Here is a 23,009-nt window from a genome sequence, read left to right as displayed (position 1 = left end):
CACACATGGTTTTCAAGAAAATCACGCTCATCGGGACCAGTTCGGAGAGCTTCGACAAGGCCGCAGACGACGCCATCGAGCGCGCGGAGGCGACGCTCGACAACGTCAAATGGGTCGAGGTGGAGGAACTCGGCGTCGAGATCGCGAGCGTCGAGGGCCGCGAGTACCAGGCAGAGGTGGTCGTGGCGTTCGAACTCGCGGAGTGACTACGTCCGGAAGGATTCGCCGCAGCCGCACTCGCTGACCACGTTCGGATTCTCGACGTGGAAGCCGGCCCCCTGCAGGCCGCCTTCGTAGGCCAGCACCGAGCCCTCGATGTAGTCGATGCTGGCGTCGTCGACGAACACCCGCAGGCCGTGGCGCTCGAAGATCTCGTCGTCCGGTTCCGGTTCGTGCTCGAAGCGCATCCCGTAGGAGAGGCCGGCGCAGCCGCCCTGCTGGACGTACAGGCGGAGCCCGGACTCCTCTACGTCCATCCCCTCGCTCTCGAGGAGGTCCAGTGCCTCCGCCGCCGCCTGCTCGGTGACGCCCACGTCCTCGCCGCCGAGTTCGGGGTCGCCGTCGTCCGCAGTGCTACTCATAGGGAAAAGTGGGAGCCCGAACGTGTTAACAGTGACGCCGGTATCGCCAGTGCGTCTCAGTCTTCGAACCGCTTGCGGACGCTCTCGGCGTGGGCTTCAAGGCCCTCGGCCTCTGCGAGAGTCGTGATCGTCTCGCTGATGTCGCCCAGCGAGTCCTCGGTGAGGCGCTGGACCGTCGTCGACCGGACGAAGGTGTCGACGGAGAGGCCACCGGTGACGCGGGCGCTCCCCCCGGTCGGGAGGACGTGGTTCGTCCCGGCGGCGTAGTCGCCGGCCGCGACGGGGCTGTACGGGCCGAGAAACACCGACCCGGCGGAGGGGATGCGCTCTAAGAGCGCCTCGTCGTCGTCGGCCTGGATCGAGAGGTGCTCGGCGGCGTACTCCTCGGCGAACAGGACGGCCTCGCTCATCGAGCGGGCGAGGAAGACGCCGGAGGCGTCGTTGTCGAGCGCGCCGCGGATGACGGCCTCGCGCTCCCGGCCCGCCGCCTGCTCGTCGACGGCATCTGCGACGGCCTCGGCGAGCGCCTCGTCGTCGGTGACGGCGACGACGGAGGCGTTCTCGTCGTGTTCGGCCTGCGCGACGAGGTCCGCAGCGACCAGTTCGGGGTTCGCGTCCCCGTCGGCGACGACCAGTATCTCCGAGGGGCCGGCCAGGAAGTCGATGGCCACGTCGCCGCGCACCTCGGCCTTCGCGGCGGTGACCCAGCGGTTGCCCGGCCCGACGACGATGTCGGTTGCTGTCACCGTCTCCGTGCCGTAGGCGAGCGCCGCGATGGCCTGCGCGCCGCCGACCTGGTAGACCGCGTCAGCGCCGGCGGCGTGGATCGCCGCGAGCGTGACGGGGTTGACCTCGTCGGCGGGCGGCGTCGCGACCGCGACGTGTTCGACCCCCGCGACCTTCGCTGGAACGACGCCCATCAGCGCGCTGGAGGGGTACGCCGCCGTGCCGCCCGGCGCGTAGACGCCGGCGCTGTCGAGCGGGCGAAAGCGCCGGCCGAGTTCACGGCCCTCGAAGTCCGCGCGCCAGTCCTCGGGGACCTGTCGTTCGTGGAAGGCGCGGATGTTGGCCGCGGCGTCCTCGATGGCCTCGCGGACGGAGTCGTCGATCTCCTCGTAGGCCCGCTCCGCGGCGTCGGTGATGTCGATGTTGCCCACCGACACGTCGTCGAACTCCTCGGCGAAGCGTCGGAGCGCCACGTCGCCCTCCTCGGCGACGGACGAGACGATGTCGGCCACGTCGTCGCGGACCGCCTCGACGCCGGCGTCGCGGTCGAACAGCGCCGCCCGCTCCTCGGGAGCCAGGTCGGCGACCGTGCGTACGTTCATACGTCCGGTTCGCGGGGAGGGGAAAAACGGGTTTGGGTTTCCCCTCAGCCCTCAGGCCGAGAGCCGCGAGAGCACGTGCGTCGCCGAGATGACGAGCGAGATGCTCACCGTCGAGAGCGCCATCACGCCGGCGACGACCGGCGGGAACCGTCCGGTGAGGCCGCCGGCCGCGAGAAGGAGGGCCACCCCCAGCGTGCACGCGAACAGCGCGAGGTGGACGAACAGCCAGGGGCCGACCCGGCGGAGCGACGCGAGTAGCGACCCCGCCCCCGCCGTCTCCGCCGGCCCGATCCGCTGCCCGGGCCGGTAGTAGTCTGCGGCGGTCCCGTAGCCGGTGCTGCCCCCGCGGGTCTGGTTCGACCGCTGGGCAGTCGTCGCAGACGGGCCGTTTCGGCCGTGTGGCGCCGACCGACTGCTTCCAGCGTTCGCACCGCCACCCACGTACTGCCGGGCGGCCTCGCTGACACCGCCCGTGTCTGTGCCGTCGTCCACACCCACCCCGTCGAGATGCCGGCGCACGTACGTCTCGTGGCCGAGCCGGTCGTAGCGAGCGCGCTCGGCCTCGTCGGTGAGCACCTCTTTCGCGGTCGTGAGCCGCTTGAACCGCTCGCCGGCGTCAGGGTCGTCGCTCACGTCCGGGTGCGCCGACTTCGAGCGCTCCCGGTAGGCGCGGACTATCGTCTCCTCGTCGGCGTCGGGGTCCACCCCCAGCACGCCGTAGAACGTCGCTTCCATACACACCCCTGTGTATGATTCCCTTCACGTTCGGGGTATAATAAACCCGCCTCGGTTTCGGCGGCCGATACGCTCGCGCCGGTCGCCGAGTCGCCGGACTGAAACTGCTCGGCCGCCTCGAAGCCACTATGACCACCGACGACGCGTGGGCCGACCGCCTCGAAGCCAACCGCGAAGAGAAGGACCGCTTCTTCGACGAGCACCCGCAGTCGCCCATTCCGCCCGAGGAGCGAGCGGACTTCGACGGCCTCTCGTACTTCGACCCGGACCCGGACTACCGCGTCGAGGCGACCGTCGCCGTCCACGAGACGCCCGACTCCGTCGACATGGAGACCAGCGACGGCCGAACGGTCCGCTACCTCCACGTCGCGACGCTGTCGTTCGACCTCGACGGCGAGGCTCGCGAACTGCACGGCTTCCGGCAAGCTTCCGACGAGTCACGGACGCTGTTCGTCCCATTCCGAGACAAGACGACGGGCCAGCAGACCTACGATGGCGGTCGATACATGGAACTCGAACCGGACCGCGACCTCGAAGACGGCGACGAGATCACGATCGATTTCAACCTCGCGTACTCGCCGTTTTGCGCCTACAGCGACACCTTCTCCTGTCCCTACCCGCCGGAGTCGAACTGGCTGGAGACGGCCGTCACCGCCGGCGAGCGAATCGAGTGAGAGTGGCGAGTCGTCGCGACGCCGCCCCTCCTCGGTCGCCGGTCGAATTGTTTACCCATCGCCACGACCAACGCACGGGATAGCGATGGAATCCCGCACACTCGTCACCGTCCTCCGGTCCGTCCTCGCCCTCCTCTCGGCGTTCCTGCTCGGAGTGAGTGGCCTCCTCTTTGGCCTCGTGTTGAGTCTTATCGCCAGATTTCTCCTCACACTCACCCTGGGAATCGGACTGACCGAACCCCAGTTGCTCGTACTCAGCCTGATAACGATACAGGGAATCGGTCTTCCCGCGGTCGCGGGCGCGTACATCCAGTTCAGACGGCATCTCGTACCGAGGATCTGTGAAATGCTGGAGGTCCCCGACCGTGAACGGTTTGGAATCGGCGTCGACGTGCCGGACCTTCGCGACCTCGGTGTCTCGGTCCTCGGGTACGGAACTGCCATCGGCGGCCTCGTGGTGGCGGCGATGATAATATCCGCCATCGTCGCTTCGACGGGCGTCGAAACGGGCCAGAATCAGGCGGCCGAGGTCGGTATGGAGAACCCCGAGGTACTGCTGCTGTTGATTCCGGCGTCGTTCCTGCTCATCGGCCCGGGGGAGGAGCTACTGTTCCGCGGAATCGTCCAAGGACGTATCCGCGAGCGGTTCGGACCGATTTCGGGAATCGTCACCGCGAGCGTCTTCTTCGCCGGCATCCACTACTTCGCGCTGACCGGCGGGTCCGCCTCGGGGAACCTCGTGGCCCTCGGCGGACTGGTCATCCCCTCGCTCGTCCTCGGTACTGCCTACGAGTACACCGACAACATCGTCGTCCCGTCGCTCATCCACGGGGCGTACAACGCGACGCTGTTCTCGCTGCTCTACGTCGTCGTCAGGTACAGCGACCAGCTAGAGGCAGCAGGGGCCGCAACCCTCGCTCCAGCGGTCGGGCTCTGACGCCGGCGGCCGGCCGAGTCGGTTCGCGGACCGGTGACGACTGGCGGCACGGCATCGCGCCTCCCCTCGCCTCCGAATCCTGAAAACTCAGGCCAGATCTGACGAGCGAGCGTCGCTCTGTCGCCGACTTCCGACGGAGTCGCAGAATACATTCTCAGTTGACAAATGTCTTTTCCGTTCCGTTGTGCTATGTTGACATAGATGGTCGACGAAGTCTCTGTGTTACACGTCGATGACGATCCCGATCTCGTGGCCGTGACGGCAGCGTTCCTGGAGCGGACCGACGATCGGCTCGACGTGGACACGGCGACGCGAGCCGGGGCGGTCCTCGACCGCGCTCTCGAGGACCGCTACGACTGTATCGTCAGTGACTACGAGATGCCGGAGATGAACGGACTGGAGTTCCTCAGAGCCGTCCGAGACCGGTCGCCCGAGCTCCCGTTCGTCCTCTACACGGGCAAGGGGAGCGAGGAGATCGCGGCCGAGGCCATCTCCGCAGGGGTCACGGACTACATCCAGAAGAGGCCGGGCACGGTGCAGTACACCATCCTCGCCAATCGGATCCAAAACGCCGTCGAGGCGCGCCGGAACGAGCGCCAGGTCCTTCGCGACCACCGAGCGATGGACGCGGCCTGGGACGGCATCAGCACGATCGACGCCGAGGGCCGGTTCACGTACGTCAACGAGTCCTACGCCGAGACCGTCGGATACGACCGCGAGGAACTGGAAGGGAGCCCGTGGCAGGGTGTCTACAGCGACGCCGGGCGGGAGGTCGTCGAAGACGTGATCCTCCCCGCGGTACGCGAGAACGGGACGTGGACGGGCGAGACCCGCCTCGAACGCGCCGACGGGACGGCGTTCGTCGGCGAGCATACCGTCGCCGACATCGACGGCGACGGCGCGGTGTGCGTCCTCCGGGACCGGACCGAACGCGAGGAACTCGACACGCGGCTCAGACACGAGCGCGAGCGCTTCCGCCTGCTGGTCGACGCCGTCGAGGAGTACGCGATGTTCGTCCTCGACCCGGACCGGCGGATCCAGTCGTGGAACGCCGGCGCAACGCGGATCACGGGCTACGACGAGGACGAGGTCCTCGGCGAGTCACTCTCGACCTTCCACACGGCCGAGCAGGTCGAAGCGGGCCGTCCCGAGGACCTGCTCAACGTCGCCGCCGAGACCGGCCGCGCGACCGATCAGGGGCTTCGCGTTCGAAAGGACGGCAGCACGTACTGGGCAGACGTGACGGTGACGGCGCTCCGTGACGACGGCGACCTCCGTGGGTTCGCAGTCGTGACCAAGGACATCACCGACCAAATCGAACGCGAGCACCGACAGGCACGCAACGAGCGCTACCGCGAGGACCTCTACGCGCTCACGACCGACGCAGAGCGTCCGTTCGAACAGCGCGTCGTCGAGGTACTCGACCTGGGCGTCGAGTTCCTGGGCCTCGACGACGGCTGTCTCCTCGCGCTCGACCAGTCGGACGGATCCCACGAGATTCTGGAGACCAGTTCCGACCCGACTCTCGTCGAACCTGACGCGGACTCGGCTATCGCCGCCTACGCCCGCCGCACCGTCGACTCCGACGGCCTCTTGACGGCGTTCAACGCCGGCGAGCGAGAGCAAACCGACGCGTCGGCCCGAAGGTCTTACGGCTTCGGCTGTTACCTCGGGGCGACGCTCGAAGTCGACGGTGACTGCTTCGGGGCGGTCTGTTTCGTCGGCCGAGAGCCCCGGTCCGAGCCGTTCCGGGCCGACGAGAAGACCGCCGTCGAACTGCTGACGCGGTGGCTCACCCACGAACTCGACCGGCGCGGCGATCACGTCCAGTGGTCGCCCGCCACGTAGGCTCGCCGACACGGATCGCGACAGTGCGAGTGCGGCCGGTCCAGCGCGGAACCGACGCCCCGTGGCGGGTCACCGACTACTGACTGAACCGTTCTTGCCACCACCGGTCTGGCAGTGCCCGGGGAGGTCGGCTCCCACCCTGCGGCCGTCGGCGCTCCGCCCTCACGTCTGGCTCTGGTAGTACAGAACCACGATAGCGAGGCCGACGAACAGGTCGGGCAGGAACAGAAACACCCCGAGCGAGGTGTGCGGAGACAGCCCCAGCAATATCGGGACCAGGGGATTGCTCGTGGCTGCGTACAGGAGCAACAGGACACTCAGGGCGATGAGGCTGCGGGTGTACTTGTTCGCCAGCCCGCGGTAGATCGCCAGGTAGGACCGCATGAGCGCGACCAAGACGACGAGGTTGAACGTCGTGACGAACAGTTTGGCCTTGACGACCAGCGCCAGCGTCGGCGGAAGCCCCCCTCTCGGTCCGTACGCGAAGGCCGGATCGAGGCAGGGAAAGAAGACGGCGCCGAGGACGGCACAGACGAGGCCGGCGAGCGTGACGCCGAGCGTCTTAGCGAGCGGTGTCCTCATTACCGACATCGAGCTCGGCGGCGGCGACGACTTCGTCCAACACGTCGAGGTTCGCTTCCAACCGGTCCGAGAGGAAGTACATCGTCCCGTACTCGTCGCCGTTCGCCAGCAGGACGCCGTGTTCGACGAGGCGCCCCAGGTGGTGCTCGACGGTCTTGTAGTTCAGGTCGAGGTCCTCGGAGAGCTGATTGGTGTTTCGCGGCTGTTCCTCGATGGCGTGGATGATCCGGAGACGGTTCTCGCCGCCCCGTGAACTCCCGATGAGCCACCAGAGGACGCGGCGCATCGCCTTCTCCGACTCGCTTCGTCCCGTCCCAGTTCCCGTTTTGGTGTCCGCTGCGCCCCCGAAACCGGTGTTGTTGCTGTGTATCGTCATTGCTGATCTCGCTGGTCAATGGTCGACCGCGGTGTCACGATCCGAACGGAACACGGGTCGGCCCGTCGCACGCAGTATCATTGGCGGAAGCGGCGGATAAGGATTCGCCGAACTAGCGCACACAACAGCTGAAACTTAGGCCCAAATTCGGGGGAACTCTCCGCGCCCGCGGGTCGCTTGCCACTGTCTCGATGAGTAGAATGTACGCCCGGAACACTACCGGACGAGGATCGACCAGTGAATCCGCACTCGAAGTACGGCAGTACATTCATTACGTAAGCACGCGAATTTCTCAGTATGCCCGTGAGCATCGACGAGTTCGAATCGGGTGACCTTCCGGAGGGACCGAGTGTGCCCGAGCAGGTGATTACGTATCTCCACACACACCGGGACGCGGCATTCACCCGGTCGGAGATAGCGACTGCCATCGACGAGAACCCGAACACGGTCGGCACCGCGCTCACGCGATTGAAAGAGCGTGACCTCGTCCGCCATCGCGGGCAGTACTGGGCAATCACGCAGGACGAACAGCGGGTCGCGGCAGCGTACGATCTACACGACGTGAGCGAGCATCTCGATGAGGCCGACGGCGGAATCGAGTCGGAGCGCTGGGACGCTGTCGCACCCGACCAGCCGCATCCGAGCGAACAGGGGTCGAGCGAGGACGAGTAATCGATGGAGCCGGAACGCGGCGATGTCGTCAGGAGTTCCGACTCATTCAAACTCGGCACTGATCACCAGCGACCGTGGCTCGTCGTGAGCAACAGTTCCCACCCCTTCGCCGACGAGCAACACGTCGCGGTCGCTATCTCGACGAAGGAATACGACGACTCACTTCGTCTCGGAGAGGGAATCTGGGAAACGGGCGGCGTTCCACGAGAGTCGTTCGTCTCGCCGTGGGCGATCCACTCGCCCCGGGCCGAAGACCTCGTTGCGTGGCAGGGCCGAGTTACTGACGCATTCGTGGATCGCGTCGTAGACTCACTGGAGGCGTATCTACGCTAGTTCGAAAGTGTACGCCCGGAACACTAACGTCCGGCATCATCCTCGGCGGCGTGCCACGTCAGCCGGCAAACCCTCGTGCCGGGCGGGTCGTCGGAAGACGACCAATTGCGCGAGCGGCGTCAGCCGCGAGCGCGGGTGATTCCGTCGTAATCACCGAACGGCCAGACGGTCGAGACCGTATGGCGGGTCGTCGGAAGACGACCAGATGCGCGAGCGGCGTCAGCCGCGAGCGCGGGCGATTGCTGTGCAACCGCCGGTGCGGTGTTACCCGCGGAATGTCGCGTGCCCGGGTTCTCCGGGTCGTCATCGTCCCGGTGACGGGCCTCGGCCGGGGATTGAAGGCACGCACTCGGGCTTCGCCGCTCGCGCACCTAAGGCTGACGTTCAGACGGCGTAGTCGTCCTCGCGCAGCTGGACGTACTTGCCGTTCCGGTAGCCGAACTTCCCCCACTTGTAGCGGGCGACCAGTTCCAGCCCGTGGAGGCCGCCGCGGAGCGCGGCATCGGCCTTGATTCCGCGGGCGTCCATGAGGTCGTTGGCGGTCGTGAAGGCCCGGTCCCAGTCGGTGGGCCCCCAGTCTCGGACCAGGTCGGCGAACGTGACGTTGCGGAGAACCTCGTCGCCGATGGCGCGGTGCCAGGCGTCGTTGTAGCGTTCGAGGCGGCCGTTCGCGGCGAGTTTTCCGGCCAGCGTGCCGGTGCGGACGGCGACGTGGTCACCCCCCTCGTGGAAGGCGGAGGTCGCGCCCATCGCGCCGCCGGTGACGGCGATGCCAGCGCCGACCGGGGACTCTATTGGGCGCGTTGAGGAGATGGGATACGTCTCCGTGCCGCGGGCCTTCCCGCGGTCCTCAACGAGCGGGAAGTCGTTGAGGTCGTAGGCCTGGAACTCCCGTTCGAGGAGGCGCTCGATGTACTGGCGGCCCTGCGGGATTCCCTCGTCGGTCTCCCGCAGGAGGTCCCATTCGCTTCGGTCGTAGTCGTCGATGTCCAGGCCGATGGGCATCGTGAGGCCGATACGGGCGACGGGCGGGTCGTTCGGGAAGATCCACGGGTACGCGGTGTGGCCGGGCATGATGCCCCACCAGAACTCGATGAACTCGGGGGTGAACAGCTCCTCGGGCATCCGACGGTGTTCCTGATAGGCGATGTGGTTGACCTCGTTCGAGGGCATGATCTCGCCCATCGACCGGCTGGCGGGGAGGAACTGGTCGAGTGTCTCGCCGGTGACGGTCCGCTGAGGGCCGTCGGCGAGGACCACGTACTCGGCGGCGATGTCTTCGCCGTTGGCCAGGCGGACGGTGTGGCGCGGCGAGCCGTGCAGGTCCGTCTCGACGCCGGTGACGCTGACGCCGACGCGGTAGTCCGCGCCGGCCGCTTCCGCTCGCTCGCGGAGCCAGTCGTCGAAGCGCGCGCGGTGGAAGGTGATCCCGAAGGTGTCGGCGGCCGCGTCGATGCCCGTCTCGGTGAGCGTCATCTCGGTCGACGGGCCGTAGAACTTCGCGCCGTCGAGTTCGCTCAGCACCACGTCCTCGGGGAACTCCGACCGAGGGATGCCCATGATCTCGAACCAGTAGTCGAGCAGTCCGGCGGCGTCCGTCGAGTCCGGCCCCCGTCCCTCGCGGTCGGCCCGCGGCACCCCCTTCTCCAGGAGGACGGCGTCGGCCCCGTGGTCGGCCGCGGCCCGGGCCGCCGACGAGCCGGCGGGACCGCCACCGACGATGGCGACGTCTACGTGTTCCATACCCGCTACGGTGTTCCGCGCCCGCTAAAACCTATTGTCTTCGGTCGGTTCCGTCGGTCTGACGTGCTCACGCGAACGGAGACGACAGTCCTCACCGCTCGATCGGCAGGTCGATGGGGTCGAGCTGATGGGCAGCGAGGCGCTCCTCGGCGCGGCGGTAGGCCTCGCTCTCGGCGAGGGCGACGGCCCGTTTCGCCTCGGAGACGGCCGCAGTCCGCGCGGCCAGTCCGAGCAGGTCGCGGCGCTCCGGTCCGTACTCGCGCCACGAGCGGATCGTCGAGATGACCGACAGCAGCGCGTCGCGGCTCGCGGGCTTCGTGAGATAGGAGTCGACGGGGACGTCGAGAATATCCACGCCGGGTTCGAGACTACTGACCATGACGACTGCGGGGTCGATGCTCCGGTCGCGTAGCTCAGTCGCGACCGTCTCGCCGTTCGCGTTCGGCATCTCGCGGTCCAGTATCACGACATCGACCGAGCCGTCGACCAGTTCGAGTGCCTCGCGGCCGTCTGCGGCCTCGATCACGTCGTATCGCTCCGGGAGCCACAACCGATACAGCTGTCGGTAGTCGCTGTCGTCGTCGACGAGCGCCACCCGCGTCGATGTCCCCATTCCGGGAGTACTCTACGCGGCTCATCCTACAAATATACTAAGATATTCGCGAACTGTTACTAAGATCTTAGTAATCCTGCCTGTCATGTCTCGCGCAGGTCGAAGCGCCCCCTTGCGACTGGATTCCCACGCCGGCATCGTTTTGAGGTCGCCGCGAGGACCACCGGACATGAGTTCCACAGCCACCGGAGACGCGACGGCGGACATCGTCGTAACCCGGTACAACGTCCACGGGATGCCCATCGACCAGTACGCGACCGCGCTCAGGGAGCGACTGCCCGACCGGGAGGTGGCCGTCGCCGAGACGCCGGCCGCCGAGCGCGAACTGGTCGCGAGTGCGACGGTCCTGACCGGGCAGTCGGTGTCACCCGACCTGCTCGATGCGGCCGACTCGCTGCGGCTGTTTGCAGGGACATACGCTGGATACGACCACCTCCCGCTCGACGCGTTCGCCGAGCGGGACATCGCGCTCACGACGGCCTCCGGCGTCCACGGCCCCAACGTCGCCGAGAACGTCGTGGGATCGTGGCTGGCGTTCGCGCGCGGCTTCTTCACCGCGCGCCGACAGCAGCGCGAGAACGTCTGGCAGTCGTTTCACACGTCGGATTTCGCCGGCAGTCGCGTCTGCGTCGTCGGCCTGGGCGCAATCGGGGAGGCCATCGTCGACCGCCTGCAGGGGTTCGACGTGGAGACGGTGGGCGTCCGCTACTCGCCCGAGAAGGGCGGTCCGACCGACGAGGTGTACGGTTTCGACGAGATTCACGAGGCTGTGGTCGACGCGGAGTACGTCGGCCTCGCCTGTCCGTTGACCGACGCGACCCGACACCTCTTCGACACGGAGGTGTTCCAGACGATGCACCCCGACGCGGTGCTGACCAACGTCGCTCGCGGCCCCGTCGTCGACACCGACGCCCTCGTCGACGCGCTCCGGCGCAACCACGTCGGCGGCGCGGCCCTCGACGTGACCGACCCCGAGCCGCTGCCGCCCGAGCACCCGCTGTGGGACTTCGAGAACGTGCTGATAACGCCCCACAACGCTGGCCACACGCCGAGCTACTACGAGCGACTGGCAGACATCGTCGCGGAAAACGTCCAGCGGGCCGAACGCACCGGAACGTGGGACGGCCTGACGAATCAGATCGAACTCTGACGCTACAGGTAGCCGCGCTTGTTCAGCAGTTCGCCGTTCAGCACGCTCGCGCCGGCCGCGCCGCGCATGGTATTGTGGGCGAGGCAGTTGAACTGAACGCCGTCGTCCGTCTCTCGGAACCCGCCGACCGCGACGCCCATGCCGTTCTCGATGTTGCGGTCGAGGCGGGGCTGGGGACGGTCGGGCTCGTCGAAGACCGTGATGAGATTCTCGGGCGAGGACGGGAGGTCGATGCCCGTGACGGTGTCCATCGCGTCCTCGGCGTCGGCGACGGTGATGTCCTCGGCCGTCTCGGCCCAGACGTTCTCGAGGTGGCCGTCCAGCGTCGCGATGCGGTTACAGGAGGCGGCGACGCTCGCGTCGTTGAGCGTGACCTCCGCGCCGTCGAAGGAGCCCAGCAGCTTGCGGGACTCGCTCTCCATCTTCTGTTCCTCGCCGCCGATGTGCGGGATGGCGTTGTCGATGATCTCCATCGAGGTGACGCCGGAGTAGCCCGCCCCGGAGACGGCCTGAAGCGTCGAGACGTGCACGTCGGTCAGGTCGAACTCGCGGTCGAGTGCGGCCAGTGGCGGGACCATCGTGATGGTCGAGCAGTTCGGGTTCTTCAGGAGCGCCCCGTCCCAGCCGCGCTCGTCGCGCTGGACCTCGAGGAGGTCGACGTGGTCGGCGTTGACCTCGGGGATGACGAGCGGCACGTCCTCGTCCATCCGGCCGTTCGAGGAGTTCGAGGAGACGACGTAGCCGGCCTCGCAGAACTCGGGTTCGACGGCTTCGCCGACGCTCGACGGGAGCGAGGAGAAGATGAGATCCACGTCGTCCGGGACCGATTCGGGCTCGGTCGCCCGGACCTCGGTCTCGGCCACGTCCGCGGGAATCGGAGAGTCGACGCGCCACTTGGCGGCGTCCTTGTACGTCTCGCCGGCGCTCGATGCGCTGGCGGTCAATGCTGCGATTTCGAACTCGGGGTGGGGGTCGAGTAGCTGGATGAGCCGCTGCCCGACTGCGCCCGTCGCGCCGAGAACGCCTACGCGTACAGTCATCGGTTCACACACGGCAGTGGGTGTTCAAAACAGTTTGGATACGGAGCGGTCCGACTGCCCTCGTGGGATTATCGGTCCGGGTCCGTGTCCTCGAAGACCCACTGGATCACGCGGGCCTCGACGAGGTCACGCTCCTCGACGTAGGGGTCGTCGCGGTTTGCGAGCGCCGCCTCCGCGTCGGCGAGCATCTCTCGTTCGAGGTCGGTGTGGTCCGGCTCGTCGCGAACGGCGTTCAGCAGCGCCTCGAAGTCCTCGCGGAGGTCGAACGACGCGCGAGCCACGTTACAGCGCGACAGCGGGCTCATCCCGGTCTCGAGGATGAGGTCGCGGACGGTCCGCCAGTCCGAGTCACAGAAGTAGATGGACACCTCGCCGACGATGTCCCGCCAGGCGATGGCCTCCGCGTGCTTCAGCAGCGGGACGGCCCGTGGCGGGAGGTCGAGGCGCGTCCGAACGTCGGGATTTCCGCAGAGACAGCAGGCCTTCTCCGTCTTCCCGGTGTACATGTGAGACAGTTGGGGCGGACGTATTTGGACCCGTCGCCGCCGTCAGACCGGGATGAACTCGGGGTCGACGTCGCTCAGGCGGTCGGTGTTGGCGAAGAACTGGTAGAAGTCGTCGTAGAGGTCCGTACACTTCCCGTCGGCGTCGTAGCGGAGCGTGTGCCAGTCGGCGACGACGGCGCAGTAGCGCTTGGCCCGCGTGAGCGCGACGTTCAGCCGCCGCGGCCCGTCGACCGGCCGCCCGAGGAAGCCGACGGTTCCGTCGGCGTTGCTTCGGACGAGCGAGAGGACGATGGCCGTCCGTTCGCCGCCCTGGAAGGAGTCGATAGTGTCGACGGTGACGCCGTCGGCGGCGTCGGTGTGGGCCGCGAGCGTCTCGCGGATACGCTGCACCTGCGCGCTGTAGGGCGTGATGACTCCGATTTCCTCGGCGGGGACGTCCGATAGCAGGTCCGAGACGATGTGGGTCACCAGGCGGGCCTCGGTCGGGTTGGCCCGGGAGTGGCCGACCGTCTCGACGCGTCCGCCGACGTTGTACCCTTCGAGCGCCGGCCTGTCTGGGAGCGGGTCGACGGTCCGCCCGTTCCGGAGCGTCCGGTCGTAGAACCGCCGGTTCGGGAAGTACGCGATGTCGCGGTGCATCCGGTACTGGGTCTGGAGTTGCAGGCCGACGCCCTCGTAGACGCCGCCGTCGGCGTAGAGGTGCTCGAACAGGGAGTGGCCGTAGCTCGACTCCGGCGGGCCGTCGCTCGCGCTGTAGGGTGGCAGTTGTCGGTGGTCGCCGGCGAGGACGACGCGCTCGGCCCGGACCAGCGGGATGCACGACGCCGTGCAGGTCGACTGCGTGGCCTCGTCGAGCACGAGGAGGTCGAAGTCCCGCGCGAGCGTGGCGGCGCTGTTGTTCGTGACGGCGACCACGTCCGCGCGCTCCGGCACGTCGGCATAGGCCCGCCGGACTGCGTCGTTGGACGACTGGCTCGCGTTCACGCGGTCCAGCACGAACTCGCCCTCGCCGTGCTGGCCGTAGGCGTGCAGCGACTGCGGGTCAGGTGCGTCGGGCGTCGAGGCCCCGGCGACGAGGTTATCGACAGCCTGGTTCGAGTCGGCACAGACGAGCACGTCCTCGCCGGCCTGTGCGGCCCGCCGGACGATCTCGACGAGCGTCCGCGTCTTGCCGGTCCCCGGCGGCCCGTGGACGCAGAACAGGTCGTCGGCCAGCAGCGCGTGCTCGACGGCCAGGCGCTGCTCCTGGTTCAGTTCCGCGTCGAACCGGTCGCTCCGGGCGGCCGCCCCGTTCGAGAACGTGATGGGACGTTCGCCCGCGAGCACGTCCCTGAGCGGGTGGTCGGCCAGCGCCTCGACCGCCTCCCGCTCGCGGTCGAACGGGACGGGGTTCAGCAGCGCCGTCAGCCCGTAGGTGGCGTCGCCGTCGGTCAGCGCGCTCCCGAGACTCGTCGCGCCGTCGACCTGCGCCCAGTTCATGTCGAGCCAGACGCTGCGCCCGCGGATGCGCTCGACCGTCGCCGGGACTGGGAACGGCCCGTCGTCGCTCGGCCCGCCGTCGACTGCGTGGACCAGCACCTCGTTCCCCTCGTGGACGCCGAACTCGGACTCGACGACGAAGGCCCAGTCGCCGCGCCACTCGGCGGCCACGTCGGCGGGCGGGTCGACGCGGAAGTGAAAGCGCCCGTCGTCCCGACCGGCCGCGGTGAGTTCCGGGACCGCGTCGCCCCCGCTCGCGTACACCTCGGCGGGACTGCGGCGTTCGGCCCGCTCGCGGTTCGTCTCTCGGGTCGCCTCGCGTTCGCGCTCGACGTGGTCGCGCAGGCCGTCGACCAGGTCCGCCGGCGGGACCGGGTTACGCGGCGGTTCGCTGTCGTCGATGGGCGAGTCGTAGGAGGGCGGGTAGGCCTCCGGGACGTAGTCGGAGTGCCAGAAGCGAATCCGGTCGGCGAGCGCCGTAGCGCCGAAGGCGTCGGCGTCGACGAAGTCCCGCTCGCCGTCGCGCTCGAAGACGAATATCTGGCCGTGCAGCGAGTGGTCGGTGAAGGCGACGTACTCCCCCGTCGGTCGCGCCGAGTCGGGTTCGTGCAGCGGGATGCACACCCAGTCTTCCGTCGGATGGGCGAGGGCGTCGTGGTGTCCGGCGAACTCCGCGACGGGGCGCACGGGGACCGCGTCGCCGCGGTCTTCGAGGGCGTCGTCGGAGACGGCACACAGCGCGGCGTCGGCGAGGTCGAACGACCCGATGACGTGGTCGAACAGGAGGGACATCTATCGCCGTCTTTGCCCCTATCCCGTAAATGTGTGACCCCTGTTCGTAACGGGGAGATCGACGACTATCGGGAAATCCGCGCGCCAGCGGCCGACGGTGAGACTAGTAGTCCCGTCTCGATGCCTCTATCGCGTCCGCCTCGGCCTCCAGAAGCCCGGGCAGTTCACGCGCGAGACGCTCGCGCAGTCGCTCCGTGTGTCCGGTAGCGGCCGACCCCAGCGCGGCGCTGTCACCCGTCTGCTGGTACGTGACGAGTTCGACCTCTCGGAGGGCGGGGAGGTAGTCGTGGTACAGGGCATTGTAAACGCGCAGTCGGTGCCGATCGAACGACAGTGACGTGTCCGATCGGGCCCGCTCCCAGACCGTGACCTGATCCGCGATCATCGGCAATCGGACCGGATTCGGATAGAGCAAGAGGCAGTAGAACAGATACCGCGGTCGGTGTCCCTCCAGTACGCGGTCCAGTACCTCGGTTACGGACGACTCTTCAGCAGCGGCCTTCGGAAACGCTGGTGTGTCAATTGACATAGTTTGGTGAGGATGACGGCGACGACTGCTGGCCAGTGCCTGTGGGACGCCGGTCCGGTGAGGCCCGAATCGGTGAACCGCCTGCACGCCTCGCAGTTTCAGATGGTCCCCTCACCCAGTGTCGGAAATCGCACACGCTGTCCGACGACCGATTGTGGTCGGACTCCGCCTTCAGGGAGTTGCCCCCCGGCGTGTTCGGCCCTCCATCGCCGGAAAGAGAGACAGCGTCGACCGACTTCTTGCCATCACTCCGTGAAAATGGGTGGTCCCGACAAGTCCTGTCGGCACCTGCTCGTGCCTGCGCAGTCATCGCTAGCTCGCACGGACGCTCCGGATAGGTGATGCCTTCCACGAGTGGGTCCCCCCATTCCGACGGAAACGTGCCCCGATGAGATAAGTGTAATTTGACTAATAACTTACTGTTCTGTGGAATCAGCAGTTACATCCGGCTATCCTGTGGAATCAGGACTGGCACGGTGTTGGATGAGTGAAAAATACCGAGTTTTTCTGTGGAATCCGCAATCTGTTTCTCTATCACTCACTCGGAACTCTCTCCGTCATCTGGACCCGGTTCAGAGCCGCTCATCTGTTCCGTCCCCTGAAGGAAAAAGTGATTGAACGGCTGGACGTGACGCCGACGCATCATCTCTGAGCTTTCGATTTCGACGCCAGTATTGTGGATCTTGTCCGTTATACTAGTGATTTCAGCCTTGCTCGTGCCGACAACGTCGATGTGGAGGTTCCGTCGACCGGTGAGCATTTCGCGGACTTCGACGATTCCCTGGATGTTGCGAACCTGTTCTGCAACCGCTGACCGCTCGGTCGGTGGCGCGGTGACGATCAACGACAACTGCAGGGGGAGGTTCGCCGTCTCGTAGTCTATTTCCGGGTGGTATCCGCGGATGATGCCATCGTCTTCTAATTGGTCAATCCGGTTGCGGACGGTACTCGCCGAGACACCCACCCGGTCAGCAATTTCCTGTGCTGTCGTGTTCCGGGCATCCTGTTGCAGCAAGTACAAAACGCTCCGGTCGATGTCGTCTAACTCGCGAGTCATGGGTCCCGCACGATCATATCTGATAGTATATGTTGTTTCACCTTAACTTTCGGCCCCCACACCCCCGCCGAAACAGGCCACGTGCCTCCGGGGAGTGCTAACTGACGGCGCGACCGCCCGACTCAGAGAGGGCGTCGCACGGGACAGGAACGTTTTAATCGGCGGACCGGCGACACATCGGTATGGATACGGCCGAGCGACTCGACCTGGTGACGCGACACACGGAGGAGGTCGTCACCGAGGACGAACTGCGGGCACTGTTCGAGGACGGCGACCCGTCGGCGTACATCGGCTACGCGCCGACCGGCGAGATGCACATCGGGCACTTCACGACCATGCGAAAGCTCGCGGACTTCCTGCGGGCCGGCGTGGAGGTCACGGTGCTCATCGCCGACTTGCACGCCCACCTCGACGACAACAAGTCGCCCTTCGACCTGCTCGACGCCCGCTCGGCGTACTACGAGACGGCCATCGAGGGGATGATCGAGGCGGCCGGAGCCGACCCCGACGACATCGAGTTCGTCCGTGGCACGGACTTCCAGCTCGGCGAGGAGTACACGCTGGAGATGTACCGGATGGCCGCGGAGACGACCATCGCGCGCTCTCAGCGCGCGGCCAGCGAGGTCGTCCGCGAGTCCGACAGCCCGAACCTCGGCGGCCTCATCTACCCGCTGATGCAGACCCTCGACGTGAAGGCGCTCGACGCCGACATCGCCTACGGCGGCGTCGACCAGCGCGGCATCTACATGCTCTCGCGCGAGATTCTCCCGGACCACGGCGGCGAGTCCCCGGTCTGCCTGTTCGCCCCGCTCCTCTCCGGGCTCTCGGGCGGGAAGATGAGCGCTTCCGACGAGTCCTCGAAGGTCAACCTCACGGACGACCCCGAGGAAGTCGAGGAAAAGATCGGCCAGGCGTTCTGTCCGGCCGGGGAGGTCGAGGGCAACGGCGTCCTCGAGTACCTCGAACACCTCGTGTTCCCCGTGCTCGACGTGCGCGGCGAGTCGTTCGTCGTCGAGCGCCCCGAGGAGTACGGCGGCGACCTGACCTACGAGACCTACGAGGAGGTCGAGGCGGACTTCGTCAGCGGCGAACTCCACCCCGCCGACCTCAAGCCCTCGGCCGGGGCCGCCATCTCCGAGGTCATCGACCCCGTCCGCGAGCGCCTCGCCGACGAGGGCGACCTGCTCGCCGAGGCCTACCCGGAGAAGTACGGCGCGGAGTGACCGCGGAGCGATGCCGGACCGAGATTCGGATACCGGTTCTGACCGCTCGCGCGCGGCCGTTCGCCGGACCTACGAAGACATCGGCGCGCACTTCTCGAAGACCCGCGAGTACGCCTGGCCGGAGGTCGAGTCGTTCGTCGACGAGTCCCCCTCGTGCACGACGGCCCTCGACCTCGGCTGTGGCAACGGCCGCCACGCCGAACTACTGACCGACGTAGCGGACCGCGTCGTCGGCCTCGACGCCAGCCGCGCGCTCCTGACGGCCGCCACCGAGCGCGTCGGCGACGAGGTCGCGCTCGTCCAGGGCGACGCCGTCGAACTGCCCCTCGCCGACGACTGCATCGACCTCGCGGTGTACGTCGCGACCCTGCACCACCTGCCCTCGCGGGACGCCCGTCGCGCCAGCCTGGACGAACTCGCCCGCGTGCTCGCTCCGGGCGGCCGCGCGCTCGTGAGCGCCTGGAGCACGGCCCACGACCGCTTCGACGCCGAGGCCGACGCGGAGAGCGGCTTCGACACCACCGTCGACTGGACGCTCCCCCGCGGCGAGACGGTCCCGCGGTTCTACCACGTCTACGCGCCGAGCGAGTTCGAGCGCGACGTGGCCGACAGCGACCTGCGGCTGGTGTCGGTCGAACTCTCCAGCGGCAACTGCTACGGCGTCGTCGAGCCGGAAGGGAAACGCACTTAATCGCCTTCCCTCTATGGGGGAGTACGTTCGCGCTCGGGCGGAACGCGGTCCCACCGGGTCCGCGTCTTCGCACGAGTGAGCGTGCGGCCGTGGTGAGCGATTCCGACGGAATCGCGAGGCACGCCGCGAAGAAGCGAAGCGATGAGCGGCGGTGGTCTAGTGGTAGGACCTGAGCCTTCCAAGCTCATGGCCCGGGTTCAAATCCCGGCCGCCGCATAAGACGGCTACGCCGTCTGGCGTTTTTCGACGGAATCGGTAACCAAGAGACATGAAAACCGATTCGAATTATGAAGTCAGAATAGTTACACAAGACTGCCGTCTGGCGGTTTTGGACCAGTGTCAAGCTCACAACAAAGGAGTTAAATAACATGACTCGGATTCCAACCGTCACCGGCCCGGTCGAGGACCGACTATCCCCGCGCAAGCTGACTGACTACAAGGAATACAAAGAGAACCTTCTACAGTGGCTCTCGCGTCTCGGGAAAAACCCAAAGCGGCGAGAAGGCTACGCTGACGAGACCGTCCGCAACGTCACCTACCATCTTGACCGATTCTACCGGTGGAAATGGGACCGGGACGAGAGGTACACAATCAGTCTCACGCCGGATGAAGCGGACGAGTACCTTGAAGTCCTAATCATGGACGAAGAGGACTATAGTGATAGCTACATCCACACTGCCCAGAAATGTCTCAAGCGCGTATTCAAGTTCTGGAACGCCAACCGTGGCAAGAACTTCGATTGGGAATCAGAGTACTCGTTCTCTGTCAACCAACACGCGCCCAAAGACTTCCTGACGCGGGACGAGCGACAGGCTATCCGTGAAGCGTCTCTGGAGATGGGTAGTATTCCTTCCTACTCGTCTGTTGACGCCGAAGAGAAAGACCGCTGGAACGCTTATCTCGCACAGCGCTTCGAGAAGTCAAAAGAAGAGATTACTGAAGAAGACTGGAGGCGAGCAAACGGCTGGAAGGTCCCGAGCATTGTGGGCGTCTCCTTGGACGCGGGGTTACGACCAATCGAAGTTGGGCGCGCGAAGACCTACTGGGTGGATATACAGAACCAACTCCTGCGTATCCCCAAAGAAGAGTCCAGTAAGAACGAAGGGAATTGGACTGTCGCCCTTTCCGACCGGACGACCAGTTGTCTCGAACGGTGGCTGGAAGAGCGAGAGGCATACGACCGGTACGCCGAGACCGACGCCCTGTGGTTGACGAAGTACGGTAATCCCTACGGGTCCCATTCGCTACGGCGTCTTCTCATTCGACTTTGTGAATCGGCAGGGATACCCCACGAGAACCGACAGATGAGCTGGTACACTATCCGGCACTCTGTCGGTACGTACATGACTCGGGCTGAAGACTTAGCCGCGGCACAGGCTCAACTTCGGCACAACTCCCCGAGAACAACGATGAAATACGACCAAGCACCGGTAGAAGAGCGCCGAGACGCTCTGGACAAGATGTGAGACCCATGACTGACACCAACCCAGATATTGACCTGCACCGGCTCTACGAACTCATAGACGATTACCAGTCCACGAGTAACCGAGAGAAACAGCGGCAAATCGAAAACCAAGTGCTTGAAGAGACAGTTTGGAAGGTTCCTGAAACCGACGAGAAGTACTATCTGACAGAGAGAGAAGCTAACATTCTGCAAAAAGGAATCGTCATCAACGACCCAGAAGTTCGGCGGATTCTGCGAAAGGTATTCATTCGGAATATGAACAAATCCTAAGCGGTCAAAATTTTTGTTCAGCAAGAACGCCACTTCGAACAGCGAAGACAAGGAGAGGAGGACAGGACATTAAATTTACACTTCGTCTAACAACTCTTGCTTCTTTTCTTCAAATTCAGCGTCGGTTATGACTCCTTCTTTGTTTAGCTCCTCCAATTCTCGAATAATCTCAATTGGGTTTCGCACATCGTCTTCTTGAGTCGTAGACTCTTCTTCTGTCCGTAGTACCATTCTCTGCTTATTCTTTTTCTTGGATAGTTTACTGTATGCAACATTTCCTAACCCGAATGTCCATCCTCCGGTTAAAACACCTGTAAGAGCATGACCGCCTATAGTTCCCCCTTCAGTAGCAACCATAACTACCCTCTCACCTGAATCTGTTACCTCCTCAATCTCCCATCCCTCTGCTTGTCTATCCACTACCTGTTGCCTAAGTTCTGGGTCAGAAATCTCTGCTAATTTTTCTTTCTCTGATTTTGGTATTTTTGCTTCATCTAACCCAAGTTTATCTAACCCCTCATTGACTTTTTTGTCATGCTTCCTTTTATTATCCGAATAAAGCTCGTCAAATGACTTCTTAACCTCGCTCTTTTCTGCTTCATACCCACAATGGTTACAAAGATACTCACTTCCGCTCAGTATTCCATTACTCTGTGAGTATATCTCGTCTTTTCCACATTCTGGGCATTCATGAAACGCGTCAGCACCTGGGTTAGTGCTTCCAAAGAGGGGCATAATGGAAGACTGTCAGTATCCCACATGAATCTACCTACTATATAACCTATCACCAATCTTCTCTGGATAAAATAGAATATGGTGGCCGTTAACTCCGTGATTCTGCATGAACAGTACGTTACTGTCTCGAATCCCAATTCTTCTACGAAAAACTTGTACCCATTCTGGGTTCCGAACCAGTTAATCTCCGTTCACTTGCCGATATTTCTGATTCGAACCTTCATATATAGTATAGAATAGCAGGCTCCGAATCTGAGGACGGAGTGCTACCCGTTATCAACTCTTCGGTCCACCTGTTGCCAGTGGTCTGTTATCGGAATCTCTTAGCAGAAACCGGGTCCAGCTGTTACCAGTTCCCTATTCGATGTTCCCCGCCCTGAATCCCTCATACGGCGTGAACGCGCCCCTATCCAGAATCCCTCCTGTCTGGGTCGCGAAGGGCTGAATCAGTACTGTTAGGGGCCTTGCCTGACCTCAGTCCTCTCTGTTCACAGGGCCTTTTCGAGCAGTTTTCTGTTTGCAGTCTTCGGTATCGGCTTTCCCCTAACAGTTCCCCTTACTACTAATAATAGACGTTAATATATATACCCCCCTCCCCCACCCCTTACCGGATAACCACTGGTTTCTGAACCTTGTGTTCAAACCTCCCATACCATTTTCGAAGCTTCTTGTCGCTGAAACCTAATCTCTCTTGAACTTCAATGAACTGCGGATAACGGTCAGACTGGTTCGGATGAGTTTGCCAGCCACTTTTCCAACAAACATAGGAACACGCACAGTACGCTGTCAAGGCAATACCCATTCCTCGGTCGTTTGGGGCACTGAACTCCTTGAAATTCTTCTGTCCGTTATCCTGATATGATACTCTTTTGAATAGTTTCTTCCCATACCTCTTTTTCGCTCTCGACAAATCCAGTTGACCTGCGACTGAATCATAGATTGCCAGATTGTCAGCGAACCGCAAATATTCTCGGTCGGTATTCATCCCATACAAGTAATTTCCATGACGGGTATGGGTTCCACGATTAAGATTTCGCAGAACCTTGTAGTGGTACTTTTGACGTTCACTCCCATCCATTCGATATGTGTTATCGGCCTCTTGGAAGTTGATTTTTGTACTATTCGGAGTCTCCGGAGTGACAATTGGTTCGGGTTCGTTTTCGTCAAATTCCATGTCATTCACCGGGAGGAATCAACTATGCCGATAGCAGTAACTCAACAACTGTTGAAGTCAACAGCGCAAGAATCCGCACCGCTCTGGGCTTTGTTCCCTCTATTACAATGTAAGGCAGGTGTCTTAACTGTATCTGTCTCGGTAATCGGCCCTTCAATGTCCATAGTATCAGAAATACATACTATGAAGTGATTGAAATATTACTATAAATATCGGTGGTGAGACTCCTGTATGAGCTATCAATTCAGTCCGAGAAGATGGACCAATAGAACGAATGCCAACGGTTCAAGCAGATTATTGGCTCTCCCACATCTCCGTGACATGTCACAGCGAGTCAACGGAGAATTGAAATCAAGGGTGTAGGAAGGGGGGGACTATAGGGGGGGTTGGTAGCGGTAGAGTTAGGGGTTCGGAGATTAGGGACTCAGTGAAGCTGGGGTTCTGCATGAACGTCCCCCGCACAGCGATACTGATTA

General features: G+C 64.0%; 25 protein-coding genes and 1 tRNA gene. 12 read left to right on the top strand and 14 right to left on the bottom strand.

The window, feature by feature from the left end; all coding sequences use genetic code 11:
- Positions 1 to 5 precede the first annotated feature (5 nt).
- A complete protein-coding gene (locus ACOZ4I_RS06610; RefSeq protein ID WP_162414859.1) occupies positions 6 to 206 on the top strand; it encodes a dodecin in 201 nt (66 codons plus the stop codon).
- Here the strand turns inward: ACOZ4I_RS06610 and ACOZ4I_RS06605 are convergent, their stop codons facing one another.
- From ACOZ4I_RS06605 to ACOZ4I_RS06595, 3 genes are read right to left on the bottom strand one after another with little or no spacing between them, the layout of a single operon-like run.
- Entirely contained in the window at positions 207 to 581 is a 375-nt protein-coding gene (locus ACOZ4I_RS06605) for a HesB/IscA family protein (protein WP_424004220.1), read from the bottom strand.
- A 56-nt stretch (positions 582 to 637) separates the two neighbouring features.
- Positions 638 to 1,909 (bottom strand): histidinol dehydrogenase, encoded by a 1,272-nt coding sequence (hisD, locus tag ACOZ4I_RS06600; RefSeq protein WP_424004218.1) that lies wholly within the window; start codon positions 1,907 to 1,909, stop codon positions 638 to 640.
- Positions 1,910 to 1,960: 51 nt separating this feature from the next.
- Positions 1,961 to 2,644, bottom strand: a complete 684-nt coding sequence (locus ACOZ4I_RS06595) for a DnaJ domain-containing protein (protein ID WP_424004216.1) — start codon at positions 2,642 to 2,644, stop codon at positions 1,961 to 1,963.
- A gap of 128 nt (positions 2,645 to 2,772) precedes the next feature.
- Between ACOZ4I_RS06595 and ACOZ4I_RS06590 the strand changes: the two genes are divergently transcribed.
- The 3 genes from ACOZ4I_RS06590 to ACOZ4I_RS06580 all read left to right on the top strand — a co-directional run bounded on the left by ACOZ4I_RS06590 (position 2,773) and on the right by ACOZ4I_RS06580 (position 6,103).
- A complete protein-coding gene (locus ACOZ4I_RS06590) occupies positions 2,773 to 3,318 on the top strand; it encodes a DUF1684 domain-containing protein (RefSeq protein WP_424004214.1) in 546 nt (181 codons plus the stop codon).
- 85 nt (positions 3,319 to 3,403) lie between these two features.
- Positions 3,404 to 4,255 (top strand): lysostaphin resistance A-like protein, encoded by an 852-nt coding sequence (locus ACOZ4I_RS06585; RefSeq protein ID WP_424004212.1) that lies wholly within the window; start codon positions 3,404 to 3,406, stop codon positions 4,253 to 4,255.
- Positions 4,256 to 4,456: 201 nt separating this feature from the next.
- Positions 4,457 to 6,103, top strand: coding sequence for a PAS domain S-box protein (locus ACOZ4I_RS06580; protein WP_424004210.1), 1,647 nt, complete (start codon positions 4,457 to 4,459; stop codon positions 6,101 to 6,103).
- A 162-nt stretch (positions 6,104 to 6,265) separates the two neighbouring features.
- Here the strand turns inward: ACOZ4I_RS06580 and ACOZ4I_RS06575 are convergent, their stop codons facing one another.
- On the bottom strand, positions 6,266 to 6,685 hold the full coding sequence (locus ACOZ4I_RS06575; protein WP_424004208.1) for a hypothetical protein: 420 nt from the start codon (positions 6,683 to 6,685) through the stop codon (positions 6,266 to 6,268).
- The gene (locus ACOZ4I_RS06570) at positions 6,666 to 6,971 is read right to left on the bottom strand and encodes a winged helix-turn-helix domain-containing protein (protein ID WP_424004788.1); all 306 of its coding nucleotides are present in this window, start codon (positions 6,969 to 6,971) and stop codon (positions 6,666 to 6,668) included. Before ACOZ4I_RS06570 ends, ACOZ4I_RS06575 begins: the two co-directional genes overlap by 20 nt.
- A 387-nt stretch (positions 6,972 to 7,358) precedes the next feature.
- On the opposite strand from ACOZ4I_RS06570, the gene ACOZ4I_RS06565 reads away from it, so the two are divergent.
- Together ACOZ4I_RS06565 and ACOZ4I_RS06560 are read left to right on the top strand one after the other, a co-directional pair.
- Entirely contained in the window at positions 7,359 to 7,733 is a 375-nt protein-coding gene (locus ACOZ4I_RS06565) for a hypothetical protein (RefSeq protein WP_424004206.1), read from the top strand.
- 3 nt (positions 7,734 to 7,736) lie between these two features.
- Positions 7,737 to 8,066 (top strand): hypothetical protein, encoded by a 330-nt coding sequence (locus tag ACOZ4I_RS06560; RefSeq protein WP_424004204.1) that lies wholly within the window; start codon positions 7,737 to 7,739, stop codon positions 8,064 to 8,066.
- A 384-nt stretch (positions 8,067 to 8,450) separates the two neighbouring features.
- Here ACOZ4I_RS06560 and ACOZ4I_RS06555 read toward each other — a convergent pair whose 3' ends face one another.
- Positions 8,451 to 9,809 carry an NAD(P)/FAD-dependent oxidoreductase gene (locus ACOZ4I_RS06555; protein ID WP_424004202.1) on the bottom strand — a complete coding sequence of 453 codons (1,359 nt, stop codon included), beginning with the start codon at positions 9,807 to 9,809 and terminating at the stop codon, positions 8,451 to 8,453.
- 91 nt (positions 9,810 to 9,900) lie between these two features.
- Complete coding sequence (locus ACOZ4I_RS06550) at positions 9,901 to 10,422, bottom strand: response regulator transcription factor (protein WP_424004200.1); 522 nt, start codon at positions 10,420 to 10,422, stop codon at positions 9,901 to 9,903.
- 169 nt (positions 10,423 to 10,591) lie between these two features.
- Between ACOZ4I_RS06550 and ACOZ4I_RS06545 the strand changes: the two genes are divergently transcribed.
- Entirely contained in the window at positions 10,592 to 11,572 is a 981-nt protein-coding gene (locus ACOZ4I_RS06545) for a D-2-hydroxyacid dehydrogenase (protein WP_424004198.1), read from the top strand.
- Between the two features lie 2 nt (positions 11,573 to 11,574).
- Here ACOZ4I_RS06545 and asd read toward each other — a convergent pair whose 3' ends face one another.
- The 5 genes from asd to ACOZ4I_RS06520 all read right to left on the bottom strand — a co-directional run bounded on the left by asd (position 11,575) and on the right by ACOZ4I_RS06520 (position 16,933).
- A complete protein-coding gene (gene asd, locus ACOZ4I_RS06540; RefSeq protein WP_424004196.1) occupies positions 11,575 to 12,612 on the bottom strand; it encodes an aspartate-semialdehyde dehydrogenase in 1,038 nt (345 codons plus the stop codon).
- 68 nt (positions 12,613 to 12,680) lie between these two features.
- Positions 12,681 to 13,118: a hypothetical protein gene (locus ACOZ4I_RS06535; RefSeq protein WP_424004194.1), complete on the bottom strand. Its 438-nt coding sequence runs from the start codon at positions 13,116 to 13,118 to the stop codon at positions 12,681 to 12,683.
- Positions 13,119 to 13,160: 42 nt separating this feature from the next.
- Complete coding sequence (locus ACOZ4I_RS06530; RefSeq protein ID WP_424004192.1) at positions 13,161 to 15,389, bottom strand: AAA domain-containing protein; 2,229 nt, start codon at positions 15,387 to 15,389, stop codon at positions 13,161 to 13,163.
- 103 nt (positions 15,390 to 15,492) lie between these two features.
- Positions 15,493 to 15,918, bottom strand: coding sequence for a DUF7344 domain-containing protein (locus ACOZ4I_RS06525; protein WP_424004190.1), 426 nt, complete (start codon positions 15,916 to 15,918; stop codon positions 15,493 to 15,495).
- A gap of 538 nt (positions 15,919 to 16,456) precedes the next feature.
- Complete coding sequence (locus tag ACOZ4I_RS06520) at positions 16,457 to 16,933, bottom strand: Lrp/AsnC family transcriptional regulator (RefSeq protein WP_424004188.1); 477 nt, start codon at positions 16,931 to 16,933, stop codon at positions 16,457 to 16,459.
- A 224-nt stretch (positions 16,934 to 17,157) separates the two neighbouring features.
- Between ACOZ4I_RS06520 and ACOZ4I_RS06515 the strand changes: the two genes are divergently transcribed.
- From ACOZ4I_RS06515 to ACOZ4I_RS06495, 5 genes are all read left to right on the top strand, one after another.
- Positions 17,158 to 18,198, top strand: coding sequence for a tyrosine--tRNA ligase (locus tag ACOZ4I_RS06515; protein ID WP_424004186.1), 1,041 nt, complete (start codon positions 17,158 to 17,160; stop codon positions 18,196 to 18,198).
- A gap of 10 nt (positions 18,199 to 18,208) precedes the next feature.
- On the top strand, positions 18,209 to 18,889 hold the full coding sequence (locus ACOZ4I_RS06510; RefSeq protein WP_424004184.1) for a class I SAM-dependent methyltransferase: 681 nt from the start codon (positions 18,209 to 18,211) through the stop codon (positions 18,887 to 18,889).
- 145 nt (positions 18,890 to 19,034) lie between these two features.
- Positions 19,035 to 19,105 (top strand) — tRNA-Gly (locus tag ACOZ4I_RS06505).
- Between the two features lie 152 nt (positions 19,106 to 19,257).
- A complete protein-coding gene (locus tag ACOZ4I_RS06500; RefSeq protein WP_424004182.1) occupies positions 19,258 to 20,355 on the top strand; it encodes a tyrosine-type recombinase/integrase in 1,098 nt (365 codons plus the stop codon).
- Positions 20,356 to 20,360: 5 nt separating this feature from the next.
- Positions 20,361 to 20,624: a hypothetical protein gene (locus tag ACOZ4I_RS06495; protein ID WP_424004180.1), complete on the top strand. Its 264-nt coding sequence runs from the start codon at positions 20,361 to 20,363 to the stop codon at positions 20,622 to 20,624.
- A 75-nt stretch (positions 20,625 to 20,699) separates the two neighbouring features.
- On the opposite strand, the gene ACOZ4I_RS06490 is transcribed toward ACOZ4I_RS06495, so the two are convergent.
- The gene (locus tag ACOZ4I_RS06490; RefSeq protein WP_424004178.1) at positions 20,700 to 21,359 is read right to left on the bottom strand and encodes a hypothetical protein; all 660 of its coding nucleotides are present in this window, start codon (positions 21,357 to 21,359) and stop codon (positions 20,700 to 20,702) included.
- 604 nt (positions 21,360 to 21,963) lie between these two features.
- Positions 21,964 to 22,533: a hypothetical protein gene (locus ACOZ4I_RS06485; protein WP_424004176.1), complete on the bottom strand. Its 570-nt coding sequence runs from the start codon at positions 22,531 to 22,533 to the stop codon at positions 21,964 to 21,966.
- Positions 22,534 to 23,009: the final 476 nt, after the last annotated feature.

The sequence above is a fragment of the Haloarcula salina genome, from assembly GCF_049603855.1.
GTDB lineage: Archaea > Halobacteriota > Halobacteria > Halobacteriales > Haloarculaceae > Haloarcula > Haloarcula salina_A.
This window is presented reverse-complemented; position numbering and strand designations above follow the sequence as displayed.